The 17683-nt window shown below is 72.3% G+C and carries 17 protein-coding genes and 1 pseudogene; 5 read left to right on the forward strand and 13 right to left on the reverse strand.

What is annotated here, in order from left to right; translation table 11 throughout:
* Nucleotides 1-47: 47 nt before the first annotated feature.
* The 4 genes from HEK131_RS20390 to HEK131_RS20405 form a co-directional block, all read right to left on the reverse strand.
* Complete coding sequence (locus HEK131_RS20390; RefSeq protein WP_161150765.1) at nucleotides 48-839, reverse strand: ATP-binding cassette domain-containing protein; 792 nt, start codon at nucleotides 837-839, stop codon at nucleotides 48-50.
* A complete protein-coding gene (locus HEK131_RS20395) occupies nucleotides 836-1912 on the reverse strand; it encodes an ABC transporter permease (protein ID WP_244336467.1) in 1077 nt (358 codons plus the stop codon). The genes HEK131_RS20390 and HEK131_RS20395 overlap by 4 nt, the downstream gene beginning before the upstream one ends.
* A complete protein-coding gene (locus HEK131_RS20400; RefSeq protein ID WP_244336468.1) occupies nucleotides 1909-2925 on the reverse strand; it encodes a sugar ABC transporter substrate-binding protein in 1017 nt (338 codons plus the stop codon). Before HEK131_RS20400 ends, HEK131_RS20395 begins: the two co-directional genes overlap by 4 nt.
* Nucleotides 2926-3123: 198 nt before the next feature.
* Nucleotides 3124-3873: a GntR family transcriptional regulator gene (locus HEK131_RS20405; protein WP_161147059.1), complete on the reverse strand. Its 750-nt coding sequence runs from the start codon at nucleotides 3871-3873 to the stop codon at nucleotides 3124-3126.
* Between the two features lie 119 nt (nucleotides 3874-3992).
* Here HEK131_RS20405 and HEK131_RS20410 point away from each other — a divergent pair, with 119 nt between their 5' ends.
* A complete protein-coding gene (locus HEK131_RS20410; protein ID WP_244336469.1) occupies nucleotides 3993-5015 on the forward strand; it encodes a Gfo/Idh/MocA family protein in 1023 nt (340 codons plus the stop codon).
* Nucleotides 5016-5091: 76 nt separating this feature from the next.
* On the opposite strand, the gene HEK131_RS20415 is transcribed toward HEK131_RS20410, so the two are convergent.
* From HEK131_RS20415 to allB, 4 genes are all read right to left on the reverse strand, one after another.
* A complete protein-coding gene (locus HEK131_RS20415; protein WP_217465286.1) occupies nucleotides 5092-5487 on the reverse strand; it encodes a ribonuclease domain-containing protein in 396 nt (131 codons plus the stop codon).
* A gap of 139 nt (nucleotides 5488-5626) precedes the next feature.
* Nucleotides 5627-6235 carry a dihydrofolate reductase family protein gene (locus tag HEK131_RS20420; RefSeq protein ID WP_244336470.1) on the reverse strand — a complete coding sequence of 203 codons (609 nt, stop codon included), beginning with the start codon at nucleotides 6233-6235 and terminating at the stop codon, nucleotides 5627-5629.
* Nucleotides 6236-6322: 87 nt separating this feature from the next.
* Complete coding sequence (gene alc / locus HEK131_RS20425) at nucleotides 6323-7453, reverse strand: allantoicase (protein WP_244336471.1); 1131 nt, start codon at nucleotides 7451-7453, stop codon at nucleotides 6323-6325.
* Nucleotides 7454-7500: 47 nt separating this feature from the next.
* Nucleotides 7501-8832 (reverse strand): allantoinase AllB, encoded by a 1332-nt coding sequence (gene allB, locus HEK131_RS20430; RefSeq protein ID WP_244336472.1) that lies wholly within the window; start codon nucleotides 8830-8832, stop codon nucleotides 7501-7503.
* Between the two features lie 283 nt (nucleotides 8833-9115).
* Here allB and HEK131_RS20435 point away from each other — a divergent pair, with 283 nt between their 5' ends.
* Both HEK131_RS20435 and aceB read left to right on the forward strand, forming a co-directional pair.
* The gene (locus tag HEK131_RS20435) at nucleotides 9116-9754 is read left to right on the forward strand and encodes a nucleotidyltransferase family protein (RefSeq protein ID WP_244336473.1); all 639 of its coding nucleotides are present in this window, start codon (nucleotides 9116-9118) and stop codon (nucleotides 9752-9754) included.
* Nucleotides 9755-9855: 101 nt separating this feature from the next.
* Complete coding sequence (gene aceB / locus HEK131_RS20440) at nucleotides 9856-11478, forward strand: malate synthase A (RefSeq protein ID WP_244336474.1); 1623 nt, start codon at nucleotides 9856-9858, stop codon at nucleotides 11476-11478.
* 6 nt (nucleotides 11479-11484) lie between these two features.
* Here the strand turns inward: aceB and HEK131_RS20445 are convergent, their stop codons facing one another.
* The 3 genes from HEK131_RS20445 to HEK131_RS20455 form a co-directional block, all read right to left on the reverse strand.
* Nucleotides 11485-11772, reverse strand: a complete 288-nt coding sequence (locus HEK131_RS20445; protein ID WP_244336475.1) for a SelT/SelW/SelH family protein — start codon at nucleotides 11770-11772, stop codon at nucleotides 11485-11487.
* 10 nt (nucleotides 11773-11782) lie between these two features.
* Nucleotides 11783-12697 carry a HipA family kinase gene (locus tag HEK131_RS20450; protein ID WP_244336476.1) on the reverse strand — a complete coding sequence of 305 codons (915 nt, stop codon included), beginning with the start codon at nucleotides 12695-12697 and terminating at the stop codon, nucleotides 11783-11785.
* A 156-nt stretch (nucleotides 12698-12853) separates the two neighbouring features.
* A complete protein-coding gene (locus HEK131_RS20455) occupies nucleotides 12854-13252 on the reverse strand; it encodes a hypothetical protein (protein WP_244336477.1) in 399 nt (132 codons plus the stop codon).
* 168 nt (nucleotides 13253-13420) lie between these two features.
* Between HEK131_RS20455 and HEK131_RS20460 the strand changes: the two genes are divergently transcribed.
* Nucleotides 13421-13834, forward strand: coding sequence for a hypothetical protein (locus tag HEK131_RS20460; RefSeq protein ID WP_244336478.1), 414 nt, complete (start codon nucleotides 13421-13423; stop codon nucleotides 13832-13834).
* Nucleotides 13835-13883: 49 nt separating this feature from the next.
* Here the strand turns inward: HEK131_RS20460 and HEK131_RS20465 are convergent.
* A pseudogene (locus HEK131_RS20465) lies at nucleotides 13884-14479 on the reverse strand (YdeI/OmpD-associated family protein).
* Between the two features lie 60 nt (nucleotides 14480-14539).
* Nucleotides 14540-16057, reverse strand: a complete 1518-nt coding sequence (locus HEK131_RS20470) for an IucA/IucC family protein (protein ID WP_244336479.1) — start codon at nucleotides 16055-16057, stop codon at nucleotides 14540-14542.
* A 105-nt stretch (nucleotides 16058-16162) separates the two neighbouring features.
* On the opposite strand from HEK131_RS20470, the gene HEK131_RS20475 reads away from it, so the two are divergent.
* Nucleotides 16163-17680, forward strand: coding sequence for an IucA/IucC family protein (locus tag HEK131_RS20475; protein ID WP_244336480.1), 1518 nt, complete (start codon nucleotides 16163-16165; stop codon nucleotides 17678-17680).
* Nucleotides 17681-17683 lie beyond the last annotated feature (3 nt).

Below are 17683 nucleotides of genomic sequence, written 5' to 3' on the forward strand. Positions count from 1 at the left end.
GCGGCGCTGTCGGGGACGGAGCCGCGAATCCCGCGGCGCCGCGCCCGTCAGCCGCGCTTCAGCTCGTGGTGCAGAGCGTCCAGGTCCGCTCCGCCCGCCATCTGCTTGGTCAGTTCGTCGAGGGTGATCTCGTCGCGTGTGTGGTTGCCCACCATGGCGCCGCGGCGCAGCAGCACGAAGCGGTCGCCGACGAGATGCGCGTGGTGCGGGTTGTGGGTGATCAACACGACACCCAGGCCCGCGTCCCGTGCCGCGGCCACATATTTGAGGACCACACCGGACTGCTTGACGCCCAGGGCGGCGGTGGGCTCGTCCAGGACGAGCACCTTGGCGCCGAAGTGGACGGCACGGGCGATGGCCACGCACTGGCGCTCGCCGCCGGAGAGGGTGCCGATGGGCTGGTCGACGTCGCGCAGGTCGATGCCCATCCGCAGCAGTTCCTCGCGGGTGGTGCGGCGCATCAGGTCGGTGTCCAGGCGCCGGAAGGGGCCCTTGCCCTTGCGGGGCTCGGAGCCGAGGAAGAAGTTGCGCCAGACCGGCATCAGGGAGACGACGGCGAGGTCCTGGTAGACCGTGGCGATGCCCCGGTCCAGGGCGTCGCGCGGGGAGGCGAGCCGGGTCTCCTCGCCCTCGATGCGCAGGGTGCCGCCGTCGTGCTGGTGGAGGCCCGCGATGGTCTTGATCAGGGTGGACTTGCCCGCGCCGTTGTCGCCGAGGACACAGGTGATCTCCCCGGCGTGCACCTCCAGCGAGACACCCTCCAGGGCGCGGACGTTGCCGTAGTACTTGCTGACGTCGGCCAGCTCGACCAGCGGCGTGCGCTCTTCGGTGACGGTCATTTCGTGGCCTCCGCGCGCTTGCGGACCCAGGTGTTCAGCAGGGTCGCCAGGAGGAGCATCGCTCCGAGGAAGAACTTGAACCAGTCGGGGTTCCACTCGGCGAAGACGATGCCCTTGCTGGTCATGCCGAACAGCAGGGCGCCGACCGCCGAGCCGATGGCGCTGCCGTAGCCGCCGGTGATCAGGCAGCCGCCGATGACGGCCGCGATGATGTAGATCAGCTCGTTGCCGACGCCCTCGCCGGACTGGACGGTGTCGAAGGAGAACAGCAGGTGCTGGCCGGAGACCCAGGCGCCGAAGGCGACGCCCATGTAGAGGCCGATCTTGGTCTTGGCGACGGGGACACCGACCGCGCGGGCCGCGTCCTCGTTGCCGCCGACCGCGAAGATCCAGTTGCCGACGCGGGTGCGCAGCAGCACCCAGGAGGCGAGTGCGACCAGGCCGAGCCACCACAGCACGGTGACCTTGATGTCGACCCCGCCGAGGGTGAGCGTCGAGGCGAAGACCGCCTGCGCGCTCGGGAAGCCCTCCATGTCACCGATGGCCTTGGTGGAGACCGTGCCGTCGATCAGCTTGGTGAAGCCCAGGTTCATGCCGGTGAGCATCAGGAAGGTGCCCAGCGTGACGATGAAGCTGGGCAGCTTGGTGCGGGTCAGCATGAAGCCGTTGAAGGCGCCGACGGCCAGGGTGACCAGCAGGGACACGCCCGCGCCGACCCAGATGTTGGCCGTCATCTGGTAGCTGAACATCGAGGAGATCAGCGCGGAGGACGTCACCATGACGCCCGCCGAGAGGTCGAACTCGCCGCCGATCATCAGCAGGGCCACGGGGACGGCCATGATGCCGATGGTCGAGGAGGCGTACAGCACGGTGCCGATGCTGGACGGGCGCAGGAACCCGTCGGCGGCGACCGCGAAGAAGACGAGGACGGCGAGGGCGCCGACGACCGAGCCCAGTTCGGGCCGGGACAGCAGCTTGCGCAGCGGTGAGGTGCGCAGCAGCCGTTCGTCGCGGGGCTGCTCGCCGCCCGGGGCCGGCCCTCCGGCCGGCCGGGTGTCGGTGGTGGTGCTCATCGGGTGCCCCGATCGGTGTACGCCGCGAGCGCGCCCGCCTGGTCCTTGGTGATGATCTGCGGGCCGGTCAGGACCGGCTTGCCGCCGCCGAGGACGTCGCCGTTGTACCTGTACAGCCACAGCAGGTCGACCGCCTCGTAGCCCTGGAGGTAGGGCTGCTGGTCGACGGCGAAGCCGAGGGTGCCGTCCTTGAGCTCGGCGGCGACCTTGGCGTTGAGGTCGAAGGTGTCGACCTCGGCCTTGCTGCCGGCGTCCTCCCTGGCCTTCACGACGGTGTCGGCGTAGGGGGCGCCGAGGGTGACGACGGCGTCCACGTCCCGGTCGGCCTGGAGCTTGGCGCCGACGGCGGACTGCACGTCGGGCATGTTGGTGCCGTTGACGTAGAGCTTGCGGACCTTGCCCTTGAAGGTCTTCTCCACGCCGTCGCAGCGCTGCTCGTGGCCGACGTTGCCCTGCTCGTGCAGGACGCACAGGGCGTTCTTGCGGCCGCGCTTGTTCAGCTCCTCGCCGACGGCCTCACCGGCGATGGTCTCGTCCTGGCCGATGTGGCTGAGGGCGCCGAACGCCTTGGACCGCGCCGAGCCGGAGTTCACCGTGACCACCGGGATGCCGGCCTTGCGGGCGCGGGCCACGGCCGCCTTGAGGGCGTCGGGCTTGGCGAGGCTGACGATGATCCCGTCGACCTTCTTGTCGATCGCGGCGTCCACCAACTGGGCCTGCTGCTGTGCCTCGTCGTCGTGCGAGTACAGGAAGTTGATGTTGTCCTTGATCGCCGCCTGCTTGGCGCCGCTCTGCACGATGTCCCAGAAGGTGTCGCCGTCTCCGGAGTGGGTGATCATCGCGATGGTCCAGCGGGGGGTGGTCACCGCTGCCCTGCCCTGAGCCGTGGCAGCCTTGCGGGCGTCCTCGGCCCGCTTGCCGCCGGTGCTGCTGCAGGCGGTCAGCGAGACGCAGGCGAGCAGCGCGAGCGCCCCTGCCACCGTCATGCCTACCCGGTTCTGAAACCGTGCCACGAGGCCATGCCCCTTCTTGCCGTGTTCTGACGTGCTCCTACGTGCGAGAGGGGCGGGCGAGCGCGCCGACGGTACGTCCAGCCGGCGCCTGCACCTGCCCCAAACACTTCAGTATCGAACACAAGGAACACTCGTTACATGTCCGGGGCGTACCTGATGAGGCGTTTGTCCGGACAATGTGACGCGACCGGGGGTGGTTCAGGAGCGCACGAGAAGCTGGAACTCGAAGGAATACCGGGCCGGACGGTAGGTGTGGTCGCCGTGTTCGACCGCGCGGCCGGTGTCGTCGAACGTGACGCGCCTCATGGTGAGCAGCGGTGCGCCCTCGGCCTCGGCGAGCCGGTCGGCCTCGGCCGGGGTGGCGCCGCGGGCGCCGATGGACTGCCGGGCGCTGTGCAGGGTGATGCCGGCCGAGCGCATCATCCGGTACAGGCCCGTCGCCTCCAGCCGGGCGGTGTCGAGGTCCAGCAGGCCGAGCGGGAGATGGTTGATCAGGTACGCCATCGGCTCGCCGTGCGCCAGGCGCAGCCGCTCGACGCGGTGCACGTCGCCGCCCTCGGTGACGCCGAGCGCGGCGGCGATCTCGGCGGTGGCCGGGACGACCGTGTTGACCAGGACCTTGGTGGCGGGCCGCTGCCCGGCCGCCTCCAGGTCGTCGTAGAGGCTGCTCAGCTCCAGCGGGCGCTTGACCTGGCTGTGCACGACCTGGGTGCCGACGCCCCGGCGGCGCACCAGCAGCCCCTTGTCGACGAGGGACTGGATGGCCTGGCGGACGGTGGGCCGGGACAGGCCGAGCCGGGCGGCCAGCTCGATCTCGTTGCCGAGCAGGCTGCCGGGGGTGAGGGCGCCGCGCTCGATGGCCGCCTCCAACTGCTGGGCGAGCTGGAAGTACAGCGGCACCGGGGAGCTTCGGTCCACCCGGAGATCGAGCGGCGCGGTCGGGTCCACATCAGGTTTCGGCACGGCCCCGAGCGTAGTCCGGCGACCGGTTGACGGGAAGTCGTGAAGTCCGGTTGTCCTGACATGTGAATTGACAGGTGCACGTTGTTCCCCCTCAATGTGTCCTCATGCGCATCGGGGTCATCGGTACGGGCCGCATCGGCACCATCCACGCCAACACGCTGAGCCGCCACCGGGAGGTCGGATCGCTGATCCTTACGGACTCCGATCCGTTACGCGCGCAGGAACTGGCGCACCGGCTCGGCGAGACGGCGGCGCCGAGCGTGGAAGAGGTCTTCCACTGGGGCGTGGACGCGGTGGTGATCACCACCGCCACGGCGGCGCACGCGGAACTGATCGGCCGCGCGGCCCGCTCCGGGCTGCCGGTGTTCTGCGAGAAGCCGATCGCGCTCGACCTGCCCGGCACCCTGCACGCCCTCGCCGAGGTCGCGGCGGCCCGGACCGTGCTCCAGATGGGGTTCCAGCGACGCTTCGACGCGGGGTACGTCGGCGCCCGCGAGGCCGTGCGCTCGGGCCGCCTCGGCCGGCTGCACACGGTGCGCGCCCTGACCTCCGACCAGTCCCCGCCCCCGCCCGAGTGGCTGCCGCTGTCCGGCGGCCTCTTCCGGGACACCCTGATCCACGACTTCGACGTACTGCGCTGGGTGACCGGCCGCGAGGTGGTGGACGTGTACGCGACCGGCTCCGACGCCGGTCCCCCGATGTTCCGGGAGGCCGGTGACGTCGACACCGGCGCGGCCCTGCTCACCCTGGACGACGGCACCCTGGCAACAGCGACCGCGACCCGGCTGAACGGCGCCGGTTACGACGTACGCATGGAGCTGGCCGGCGAACTGGACACGGTCGTCGTGGGGCTGGACGACCGCACCCCGATCGCCTCCACCGAACCGACCGGCCCGCCCCCGGCCGACAGACCCTGGCCCGGCTTCCTCGAACGCTTCGGCACCGCCTACGAGTCCGAACTCTGCGCCTTCGTCGACGTCGTACGCGGCGAACGCGCCAACCCCTGCGACGGCTGGCAGGCGTTGCAGGCCCTGCGGATCGCCGAGGCGTGCGAGATCTCGCGGCGCGAGCGGAGAGCGGTGGCCCTGGCGGAGGTCCCGGACCGGGTGGAGCCCTCGTACACCTGAGCCGTCCCGGACATGGCCCCGCCCCGCGACCCCTGGTGTGGGGGGAAGGGTCGCGGGGCGGGCCGTGCGGGGCGGGTCAGCAGCCGTAGTCGATGAGGTCGAACGTGGCGTAGTGGTCGGAGGTGTAGTAGTCCTCCTCGTAGTCCTGGCCCGTGACGACGCGGCGGGCGCCCCGGGTGGATTCGCCGGGGGTGATGACCGTGTACTCGTGGTAGTACCCGGAGGACTGGCCGGGCAGGACGCCCTCGCGGTTCTGGAAGACCACGCCGTCCTGCGAGTAGGGGTACGGGCCGCCCTGCTCGATGAGGTCGAGGGTGTCGTGAGCCTGCGACGGCAGGGCGCCGTAACAGATGCTGCCGACCGACGCGGTGGCCGCGTCCGCGGTGGTGGCGGAGACGGTGCCGCCGACGAGGAGGGCGGAGAGGAGGGCCGCCGCGGCGCCGATGCGAGTGGTGCGTGGGGGGAATCTCATGGATTCATGATGACGCGCGTAGACGCGTTCATGTCAATGAACAAGATGTGGATTTTCCCGGCAGGTCCGATGACTTCTCACGAAGTTAACCTGCGTCAACAGGAGGTGTTCGCACTCCTGTTGACGCTCCGTCAGGCATTCAGAACGACCCGTACTCGGGGCTGCCCGCCAGGTCGTAGGACTGGATGGAGACGCCCTTCCCGGTGACCAGGCCGCCCGCGTGCCGGAAGCGGGTGGGGACCGCGCCCTCCACGAAGAGGCGGCGCCCCTCGCCGAGCACGACGGGGAAGGTCATCAGGTGCAGGGTGTCGATCAGGCCGAGGTTGACCAGCGAGCGGACCAGCGCGCCGCTGCCGTGGATCTGGACCTCGCCCTCGGTGCGCTCCTTCACCGCCTGGACCTCTTTGCCGAGGTCGCCGGTGAGCACGGTGGTGCCGGACCATCCGGGGTCCTGGAGGGTGGCGGAGACGACGTACTTCGGCAGCGCGTTGAGCTTGGCCGCGACCGGGTTGTCGGGGTCGGTCACCTTCGGCCAGTAGCCGGCGAAGATGTCGTAGGTGTGGCGGCCGAGCAGGAAGGCACCGGCCCGGCCGAAGCTCTCGTCGACGAAGCCGCCGAAGCCCTCGTCGGCGTACGGGAAGGTCCAGCCGCCCTGGCGGAACCCGCCGCTGGTGTCCTCCTCGGGGCCGCCGGGGGCCTGGTACACGCCGTCGAGGGAGACGAAGACGGTGGAGACGAGCTTGCCCATGAGGTGCCTTCTTCCGGGTGCGGGGTCCTGCTGTCAACGGTGCAGACCCCGCGCCGGCCCGCAACTCATCGGTGCCCTGGGCGGGCGTCAGCCGTCCAGCTCCCGGTACCGGGCGGCCAGGCGACTCGCGCCGCTCTCGGTGAGGGAGCCGAAGAGACGCAGCCGGGAGATCCCGCCGTCCGGATGGATGTCCACGCGCGCGTGGGTGCCGACGGCGGGGGCCGCAAGCGTGAAGCGGTGGACGGTGTCCGGCTGGAGCCGGGTGCGCGGCAGGATCTCGGTCCACTCGCCGCCCTCGCCGTCGCGCACCGACACCGACGCCCAGCCCGCGCTGTTCCCCTTCAGGTACGCCGTGTCGATCTCGACCGCCCTGATCTCCGCCTGCGCGGTCAGCCGGTACGTGATCCAGTCGTGGCCCCGGTCGCGTCGGCGCCGGGTCTCCCAGCCGTCGTCCATCCGCTGGGAGCGGCCCGGCCGGATGGTGTTGGCGGCCGGGGAGTAGAAGCGGTCGGACGCGTCCTCGGCCCGGCCGCCGTTCTCCAGCGCGGCCACGTCGAAGGTGCCGAGCGTCGCCAGCCACGCCGGGTCCGGGACGATCTCGCCGTGCACGCGCAGGCGGGCGATGCCGCCGTCCGGGTGCTGGTTCAGCCTGAGGTGGGTGAAGCGCTGGGGCGCGGAGACGGTGAAGCCGTTCGCCGCGTGGCCGCCGACCGGGGTGGGCGGGACGAGTGTCGTCCACTTGACGTCGTCGCCGAGCAGTTCCCCGGGGGACGGCGTGCCGGGCACCGACGTGCCCTCGACGGAGACGGCCCGGGGGTGGTTGCCCCGGAAGTGCGCGGTGTCGACGATGATCCCCCGGATCACACCGGGCGTGCCGAGGCGGATCAGCGCCCAGTCGTGGTCGTCGGCGCCGGGCCAGGGGTCCTCGGCGCTCGTGCCGCGCCGGCGGCGGGTCTCCCAGCCGTCCATGATCTTGCCCTTGTGGCCGAAGCGGCCGGGCTCGAACTCGGCGCGGCCGGGCAGCAGCAGGTTCTCCCGCTGGGCGAAGAACTCGTCGTTGGCGGCGATCACCCCGGCCCCCAGGCGCCGGTCGGCGAGGTCGGGGTGGTGGGTGAAGGGGAAGTCGGCGGTGCGGTAGTCCGCGTAGGGGTCGCCGCCGCCGTAGGGAGCCGCGTCGCCGGTGAAGCGGGGCGGGGCGGGGGGTTGCTGCGCCGTCACGGTGATCGGGGGTCCTTTCGGCAGGGGTGCGGCTCGGCGGGCGGGGCTCAGCCGGTCCGGGTCAGCAGGCGGCCCTTCGGCTCGGTGAACTCGCCTGCGCGGTAGACCTCCTGGCCGCGCAGCCAGGTGGACTTCACGACGCCGCTCAGAGTCTTTCCGGCGTACGCGGTGACCGGGTTGCGGTGCTGGAGACGGGCCGGGTCGACGGTGAAGGTCTCCTCCGGGGCGAGGACGGCGAAGTCGGCGTCGCGGCCCGGCGCGATGGCGCCCTTGCGGTCCAGACCGGCGAGCGCCGCCGTCCGGGCGGACATCCAGCGCGCCACGTCCGTCAGGGCGTGCCCGCGCTCGCGCGCCTCGGTCCAGACGGCCGGAAGGCTGAGCTGGAGACCGGAGATGCCGCCCCAGGCGGTGGCGAAGTCCGGCGTCTTGAGGTCGGCGGTGGAGGGCGAGTGGTCGGTGACGACGCAGTCGATGGTGCCGTCCGCGAGAGCCTGCCAGAGCAGGTCGCGGTTGGCGGCCTCGCGGATGGGCGGACAGCACTTGAACTCGCTCGCCCCGTCCGGGACTTCCTCCGCGCTGAGGGTGAGGTAGTGCGGGCAGGTCTCCACGGTCACCCGGACGCCGTCGGCGCGGGCGGCGGCGATCAGCGGGAGCGCGGCGGCGGAGGAGAGATGGAGCACGTGCACACGCGCCCGCAACCGCTCGGCCAGGTCCAGTAGTTGGGCGATGGCCTCGGTCTCGGCCGCGTGCGGGCGGGAGGCGAGGAAGCCCGCGTACGCCGGTCCGGCGGGGGCCTCCGAGAGACGGGACGGGTCCTCGGCGTGCACGATCAGCAGCCCGTCGAACCCGGCGATCTCGCCCAGCGAGCGCGCCAGCCGGGCGCCGTCCAGGTGCGGGAACTCGTCCACGCCCGACGGCGAGAGGAACGCCTTGAAGCCGAACACCCCGGCCTCGTGCAGTGGGCGCAGGTCCTTGACGTTGCCGGGCAGCGCGCCGCCCCAGAAGCCGACGTCGACATGGGTACGGCCCTCGGCGGCCTCCCGTTTCACGCGCAGATGGTCGACCGTGGTGGTCGGCGGCAGGGAGTTCAGGGGCATGTCGACGAGCGTGGTGATGCCGCCGGCGGCCGCCGCGCGGGTGGCGGTCCAGAAGCCCTCCCACTCGGTGCGGCCGGGGTCGTTGACGTGCACGTGCGTGTCGACCAGGCCGGGCAGCAGGGCGTCGTCGCCGAGTTCGGCGAGCCGGGTGCCGGCCGGGAGCTCCGTGTCGTACGGCAGCACGGCCGTGACGGTCCCGGCGGTGACGGTGACCGTGGCGGGCCGCGCCCCCTCGGGGGTGATGACGCGTGTGGAGCGCAGCGCCAGCTCGGCGTCGGACACCCGGACCCCTCTCCGTCGTGCGCCTCCCGGCCGTTCACGTCCGGGAAACGGGATTTACACCCATGTAACGGAATTCAACGTTCTGTTGAAGGAGTCTTGCCGCCCACTCCCTCACGAGTCAAGGGTGCCAGGCGCCGGGGCCGCGCGGCCTGAGCGGGCGAGGGAGTGTCCACGCGGCCGGCCGCAGATGTCGCCGCACGTCACACGGGCCGGCACGGGACCCGGTCGTCGGACACCCCCACGCCGGCCTTCACCCCGGCCCGCGTCCCGGCATCCTGGTCCCATGACATCCGACCAGGCCCTCCGCCACCCCCCGGTCGCCGGGCTCCTGCTCGCCGCCGGTGGCGGGCTGAGACTCGGTGGGCGCCCCAAGGCGCTGTTGCGGCATGACGGGGCCCTGCTGGTCGAGCGGGCGGCCCGCGCCCTGCGGGACGCCGGGTGCACCCCCGTGCACGTGGTGCTCGGAGCAGGGATCGAAGAGGTCTGCGCACACGCCGGGTTGAGCGGGTTCGTGCTCGTGGACAACCCCGGCTGGGCCGAAGGGATGGCCTCGTCCCTGCGTGCCGGGCTTCAGTCACTCTCGGGCACGGACGCGCGCGGCGCCCTGGTGAGCCTCGTCGATCAGCCGGGCATCGGCCCCGAGGCGCACGCACGGGTGCTGGCCGCGTACACCGACGAGACCTCCCTCGTGTCGGCCGCGTACGACGGCAGGCGTGGTCACCCGGTGCTGCTGGGCGCCGCCCACTGGCCCGGTGTGGCCGAGAGCGCGCGGGGCGACCGGGGTGCTCGGGACTATCTGCGGCGGCACAGCGCGCTGATCCGGCTCGTGGAGTGCGGGGACGTGGCCGAGCCGTACGACATCGACACCGGGGCCGACCTCGGCCGGCTGCGGGAGGGGCCCGGCACCGGCGGGGCCCATTGAGCTTCGACGATCAGGAAATTACGCTGCCCGCAGCCTTCCCGTCAGCACAGGGACGCACAGAGGCGTCCGATCAGCCCCCGCCACGGAGGAAGTGACCGCTCATGTCCGCACCCGCGTCCCCGCCGGTCGTCGTCGACGCCGAGCCGCTGCCCCGGCAGGAGGAGGTCCTCACCGGCCCGGCGCTGGACTTCCTCGCGGAGCTGCACCGCAGGTTCACCCCGCGCCGGAACGAACTCCTGGCCCGCAGGGCCGAGCGCCGCGCGGAGATCGCCCGTACCGGCACGCTGGACTTCCTCCCCGAGACGGCTGACGTACGGGCCGACGAGTCCTGGCGGGTGGCCCCGGCGCCGCCCGCGCTGGAGGACCGCCGGGTGGAGATCACCGGCCCGACCGACCGCAAGATGACGGTCAACGCCCTCAACTCCGGTGCCAGGGTGTGGCTCGCCGACTTCGAGGACGCCTCCTCCCCCACCTGGGAGAACGTGATCCTCGGCCAGCTCAACCTGACCGACGCCTACGCCGGCCGCGTCGACTTCACCGACGCCCGCAGCGGCAAGTCGTACGCGCTGCGCCCGCAGGAGGAGCTGGCGACGGTCGTGATGCGTCCGCGCGGCTGGCACCTGGACGAGCGGCATCTGGTGGGCGCCGACGGGGCACCGATCCCGGGTGCCCTGGTCGACTTCGGCCTGTACTTCTTCCACAACGCCGCCCGCCTGCTGGAGCTGGGCAAGGGGCCCTACTTCTACCTGCCGAAGACCGAGTCCCACCTCGAAGCCCGGCTGTGGAACGACGTGTTCGTCTTCGCCCAGGAGCGACTGGGCATCCCGCAGGGCACCGTACGGGCCACTGTGCTGATCGAGACGATCACAGCCGCGTACGAGATGGAGGAGATCCTCCACGAACTGCGCGACCACGCCTCGGGGTTGAACGCCGGCCGCTGGGACTATCTGTTCTCCATCGTGAAGAACTTCCGGGACGGCGGTGCCGAGTTCGTGCTGCCGGACCGCAACCTGGTCACGATGACCGCGCCGTTCATGCGGGCGTACACCGAACTCCTCGTCCGCACCTGCCACAAGCGGGGCGCGCACGCGATCGGCGGGATGGCGGCCTTCATCCCGTCCCGCCGGGACGAGGAGGTCAACAAGGTGGCCTTCGAGAAGGTCCGGGCCGACAAGGACCGGGAGGCGGACGACGGCTTCGACGGCTCCTGGGTGGCCCACCCGGACCTGGTGCCGATCGCCATGGAGTCCTTCGACAAGGTGCTCGGCGACCGGCCGCACCAGAAGGACCGGCTGCGCGAGGACGTGCACGTCGAGGCGGCCGACCTGATCGACATCGCCTCGCTGGACGCGAAGCCGACGTACGCCGGGCTGGTCAACGCGGTGCAGGTCGGCATCCGGTACATCGAGGCGTGGCTGCGCGGGCTCGGCGCGGTGGCCATCTTCAACCTGATGGAGGACGCGGCCACCGCCGAGATCTCCCGCTCGCAGATCTGGCAGTGGATCGACGCGGGCGTCGAGTTCGAGAACGGCGAACGCGCCACCCCCGAGCTGGCCCGCGCGCTGGCGGCGGCCGAACTGGAGGCGGTGCGCGCGGAGATCGGCGCGGAGGCGTTCGCGGCCGGGCACTGGCAGGAGGCGCACGACCTGCTGCTGACGGTGGCGCTGGACGAGGAGTACGCCGACTTCCTCACCCTCCCTGCCTACCGGCACCTCACCGGCTGAGCACACTCACTGCTCGGAGTGGCCGGGCTTGTCGGAGTGGCCGAGGGACCGCTCCGGCGCAACCCGGTCGCGCACCAGCCGCTTGACCGCCGTGGGCTCGGGAAAGCCCTGCTCACGGCGGTCCCAGACGGGCTCGCCGTCCACCCGGACGACGAAGACGCCGCCGGTGCCGGGCTTGAGCGCGAGGGCCTCCAGCTCGGTCTCGAAGGTGGTGAGCAGCTCCTGCGCCAGCCAGGCCGCGCGGGGCAGCCAGCGGCACTGGGTGCAGTACTCGATCTCGACGCGGTGACTCACGGACGTCCTTTCATCCCAGGTGTACCGACCAGTCCTGTTCGGCCGCCGGGCGGCCGTGCAGGTCGGGGACCCGCTTGAGCCAGTCCGGGCGGCCCCGCTGGGACTGCTCGGCGCGCGCGGCCTCCTCGGCGGCGAGTTCCGCGCGGTCGGGGAAGTCCGTGGGCAGCCACTGGGCCGACAGCCGGGCGCGGGCCAGCAGGTGGTCGACGTAGGCGGCGCGGGCCTCGTCGGGCGTGGCGAAGGCGGGGTCGTCGGTGAGCCAGGCGTCGGGCACCTCGGCGAGGATGCGGCGCAGCAGCTCCTCGGTGACCTTCGGGGCCAGCTCGGCGTCGGCGGCGCGCACGTCGGGGCCGTACTGGCCGAGGGCGTGGTGGCGGAAGTCGTACTTGCGGCCGGGGTCGGTGGTGTCCCAGCGGTGGTGGAAGACGAGGGCGGCGCCGTGGTCGATGAGCCACAGGCGCGGGGGCGCGACGCCGAGGGTCGGCCAGACCATGAGGTTGGAGCTGTGGACGGTGCGGTCCACGTTGGCGGTGAGCGCGTCCAGCCAGACGATCCGGCCCGCCTCCAGCGGGTCCACGGGGAAGTGCCGGGCGATCTCGGGGGTGAAGTCCCGAGCACCCGGCAGATGGTCCATGCCGAGGTTGACGCCCGCGCTGGCGCCGTGCAGCTCGCGCACCTCCTGGTGCGGCTCGTCGGCGGCCACAGCCGGGTCGAAGTGCACGAGGACCAGCTCGGGGAAGCGCAGGCCGAGGGCGCGGGCCAGCTCGCCGACGATCACCTCGGCGACCAGCGCCTTGCGGCCCTGCGCGGAGCCGGTGAACTTGACGACGTACGTCCCCAGGTCGTCGGCCTCGACCACCGCGGGTACGGAGCCACCGGACCGCAGTGGCTCGATGTAGCGGGTCGCGGTCACCTCGGTCAGCATCCATCCAGGTTATGCGATCACCGCCGTCGGCTCGGCCCCTTAAATGCCTCCTCCGCCGCGAGTGGCACCCCTCGGCGGAGCCCGCGGCCGGCCAGTGGGCCCGCGTACCGCCCACCTCGCGGCGAGGTCCGCGCCGCGTGCGGTGTCGGCGGGTCGTCACGCGGGGCCGGACCGGCCCCTGATTCTCAGAGCCGCGGCCACGGTGCTGGTCGCGGCGAGGCTGCCGAGCAGGACCAGCGTCACGCCGACCATGAACAGCCCGGTGGCATCGTCCGACCAGTCGTAGAAGGCGGCGACGGTGAGACCCGCCGACGTGCCGACCACCGCGCCGGGGACGTGGCGCCGCAGCACGCCCCAGCACACCGGCACGAGCAGGGTCAGCACCAGGCCGATCACCTGCCACGGCTCGTACGGGCCGGTCGTGGAGCCGTCAGGGTGCGTGTCCCGTTGCTGGTCCCAGCCGAGCCAGGCGGCCCAGAGCGCGGCGGAGACGACGGCGTGGAGCAGGACGGACAGCGGCTGGGCGCCGGACTTCTTCAGGTGAGGGATCGTCATGGCTTCAGCGTTGCCGCTCGCCCGTCTTCTCGGCAGAGGGCGTCTACTCACCTGCGGCTGAGTACCTGAGTCGCCGCCGGCATGAGTACGTGATCACAGACGCTCTGTCTACGTCGTGCGGGGAAACGGGTATGTACTGGACGACGTCGGCCGTATCAGGGGGGAAGCATGCCGCACACGCCGGATCCGGAAACACCTGAGGACGCGGAAGAGGAGGAACCCTGGCTCAGCAGCGACGAGGTCGCCGAGCTGTGGCCGGTGCGGAAGGACTGGCTGCCCAGAGCCGCTCACCTCGCGGATGTCCGCGTCCGCCGCTTCGGCGGGGAGAGCCGGGGCACATGGGGTGCGGAGCCGACGTTCTACCACTTCCATCCCGGGGACGTGCGGAGGGCCACGGCGGCCATCACCGAAGGGCACGTGGACATACCGTCCGAGCTGCGCACCGACACGACCGACGGTCGGCGGAGGGAGTTCTGGGGCACGCTGAGTGCCCGCGTCGCGGGCACCATCCTGTTGGCGACCCTCGTGGGCTCGCTCCTCATGCTGCTGTACCTGGTCTTCTTCCTGCTGACGGTGGAGTGATCGCCCGGAGCGCAACGAAGCACCGCACGGCGGCACACCCTCTCCGGGACTACGGGTACGGCTTCTCGCCCTTCGCCAGCATCGCCACGAACTTCTCCATCCGGCGCGCCCGGGTCTCGGGCTTCTTGGCGTCCTGGAGCCGGTACAGGATCGCGTAGCGGTTCTGCCGGTCCAGTGTCGCGAAGAAGGCCGCCGCGGCCGGTTCTGCGGTCAGGGCGGCCGCGAGGTCGTCCGGCACCGTGGCGGTCTTCGCGCTGTCGTAGGCCGCGTCCCAGCGCCCGTCCGCCTTGGCGCGGTCGATCTCGGCCTGTCCCTGGGGACGCATCCGGCCCTGTTCGATCAGGGCGGTCACCTTGTCCCGGTTGACCTTGGACCACTTGCTGCGCGGCCTGCGGGGGGGGTAAACCGCTGGAGCCACCACTCGTCGTCGAACCTGGCCTTCTGACTGTCGATCCAGCCGTAGCAGAGTGCCACGTCGAGCGCCTGGGCGTAGTCCAGCGCGACGATTCCGGGGCCCTTCCTGCGCAGCTTGAGCCAGATGCCGGACGAGGCGGTGTGGTTCTCGTCGAGCCATGCGCGGAACGCTTCGGCGGATTCGAATACGGCGATCTCCACATCCTGAGTCACCCCGGCAGCGAACCACACCCGGCCGGTCTTCGGGAGGCGTTCGGGCACGGCTCGCGATGGTCAACGGTGGGCGCTGGTCTAGCTAGCGCCGTCCGTGCCGTCGCGCAGCGGGTTGGGCAGGGGCAGATAGCGGGCGTCGGCGCCGGCCGCGCCGGTCCAGCGCAGCAGGAGGTTGGTCTTGCCGGGCAGGGCGGGCGCGGTGAGCAGGGCGGGGATCTCGGGCAGCGGGTGGCGGGCCAGCTCGCGGCGGACGGCGGGCCAGGGGTCGAAGCCGGGGTGGTGCTCGGCGAGGGCTGCGGCGATCTCGCCGAGGTGGTTGACCAGCAGGCAGTACACCAGCCGCTCCCACCCGGCTTCGCGGGTCACGTCGGTCAGCAGCTTGGCGCCCTCGGCGTCCCGGAACAGCGCCTGCACGGGGATACCGGCGGCGTCGACGGCGACCAGGGTGTTCTGCAGATGCGCCTCCAGCACGACCCCGTGCGCGTCGAACGCGGTGAGCGCGGGCGGGACGACCTGGCGCAGATACGCGGACCACCAGGCGTCCGGATCGGGCGCGGCGGCCAGCGGGTCGCCGTCGAAGCCCTCCGCGAGCCCGGCCGCGAGCAGCGGCGTGGCGCCGGGCACGAGGTGGCCGCGCAGGCCGTCGCGGACCAGGACGGCGAGTTCCTCGAAGGCGAACGCGGCCGTGCGGTACCCCCGGTCGCTCAGCCAGGCCGCGGGCGGGTCCATGGCGGCGAAGGCATGGCGGGCCGCGGTGTCGGTGCGGCCGAGTTTCTCCAGGTCGTGGCGCCACAGCCGGCGGATGTCGTTGGTGATGCGGACGTCCAGGCTGAACTTCAGGAACAGGTCGCGGGCGGGCTCGTACACCGTGCGCACGGCGGCGGTCGGCCACACGACGAACCCGGTCGTGCCGAGCCGGATCAGGCGGCGGTCGGCGAAGGCGGGGGCGAGTTCGCGGGCGAGGAGGTCCAGTTGCCAGGGGTGGGCGGGCAGCAGGCGGTAGCCGGGCGGGGCGGTGCCGAGGGCGTCCAGGGCGGAGGTGTCGCCCTCCTCGGCGACCTGGTCCTCGCGGACGCCGAGCAGCACCAGCGGGAACCGGGCGTGCGCCTCGGGGGCGTACGGCAGCCAGGCCGCGACCGGGCCGCCGCCGCGCGCCTTGGGGGCCGGGTGGTGGGGGTGGCCGGTGATCAGTGACTGCTCGGAGCGCAGATAGGCGTCGTCGGGGGCGATCGTGCGGGCGCGGGCCGCGAGCAGGGCGGCGACGGTGTCGCGGCTGTCCAGCATCTCGGCGGGCAGGTCGTCGTTGGGCAGCCCGGTGTGGCCGCGCAGCTCCTCGGCGACGAGTTTGACCAGTTCGGCGTGGGTGACCCGGCGCCACTCCCCGTCCGTGCGCACCTCCGGGCCGGCCGGGCGGCGGCCCGGACGCACGCGCAGCAGCCGGCCGGTGCCGGGCAGCCGGTACACGGCCCGATCCCCGGTGTCCGGAACCGGCCGGGCCACCTCGCGCAGCAGGCAGTTCAGCAGCGGTGCCGAGGCGTAGGCGTCGGCCCGCCGGGCGGCGGCGTCGGTGGGGGGCTGGAGGTCCACGCGTTCCATTCGTCGTCGTGCTGATCGAGCCCTCGGGGGGGGGCCGACCGTGCTCAGTATGTCTGCCGTATCCGACAATCGTGCCCTGAGCTGCCAGTCCCCGAGGAGCCGACCGTGTACCACTCTCCCACCGCCGAGGCCGAGGTCGCCGAGGAGCTGGCCGCCGTGCGTCCCGGCCTGCGCGACCGCTACGCGGCCGTGCTGCCGGGGGCCCGTGCGGCGGTGCTGACCCGGCTGTGGCGGGCGCTGGCGCACGAGCCGCTGCCGTGGGTCGTGGCCCGGACGCAGGGCGCGTACGGGCTGACGGTACGGCTGGCGGACGGCCGGGCGCTGCACGGCCCGCGCTGCGACCCGTACGCGACCGGCGACCGGGTCGCGGAGGTACGGCTGGACCGGGAGCGGTACGCGGACCCCGCGAGGATGATGACGGACCTCGCGGTGCCGCACGCGGCCGCGTTCGCCGCGGAGTTGGCGAACAGCGTGGCCTCGCTGGCACTGTCCCGGGCCGGGGCGGCAGATCCGGGTGCGGGGCGGCCGGAGCGGGACTGGGAGTGGGAGCAGCGGGTGGTGGACGGGCACCCCTTCCATCCCAACTGCCGTTCCCGGCCGGGTTTCTCGGTGGCCGACCAGCTCGCGTACGGCCCGGAGCACCGGCCGGTGGTGGAGCTGGGCACGGTGGCGGTGCCGGTGGCCGAGTGCCTGGTGTCGGGCCGGTGGCCGGACGAACTGCGCTCCGGGGACGACCTGTTGCTGCCCGTGCATCCCTGGCAGGCGGCGCATGTGCTCAAGCGGTCCTGCGTGCCGTGGCGTCCGGCGCATCCGCTGATGTCGCTGCGCACGCTGGCGCTGCCCGGCGGACCGCATGTGAAGACCGCGCTGAGCGCGCGGCTGACCTCCTCGGTGCGGGACATCTCCACGTACTCGGTCCGGGCGTCGGCCGCGTTGTCCGTGCTGGCGGCGGAACTGGTCGGGCGCATGGGCGGGTTGCTGGACATCACGCACACCCTGGGCGCGGCCACGGCCCACTCGCCGGATCTGGCGGTGCTGCTGCGCGAGTCGCCCGAGGCGTACGCGGCTCCGGGTGAGCGGGTGCTGCCGGTGGCCGCGCTGGCCACCACCTCGCTGCCCAACTCCCCCGGCTGGCTCGCCGCGTTCACCCGGCTGGCGCTCACGGCGGGGCTGCGGCTGCTGGAGCTGGGGGTCGCGCTGGAGGCCCACGGCCAGAATCTCCTGGTGGTGCTCGCGCCGGACGACACCCCGCTGCGGCTGGTCTACCGCGACCTGGCCGACATCCGCGTCAGCCCCGCCCGGCTGGCCCGGAACGGCATACCGGCAGGGGAGTTGACGGGACGTCTGGTCACCGACGACGAAGTCGCCCTGCGCCGCAAGCTGTTCGGTTCGCTGGTGGGCGGAGCGCTCGCGGCGACGGCGGGTTCGGGCCCGGCACTCGGCACCGCGCTGCGCGCCGCGCTGCCGGATCTGCCCCGTACGCCCGACCTGACGGCGCTCTGTGAAAATCCGCTGCCCGTCAAGGCGTTGACCCTGATGAGGCTGTCCCCCGAGACGCCGGGCGACCTGTGGACGGCGCTTCCGAACCCCTTCGTTTTGGAGCCCGACACGTACGATCAATAAGAT

Origin of the sequence: Streptomyces seoulensis (assembly GCF_022846655.1) — a bacterium.
Taxonomy (GTDB): domain Bacteria; phylum Actinomycetota; class Actinomycetes; order Streptomycetales; family Streptomycetaceae; genus Streptomyces.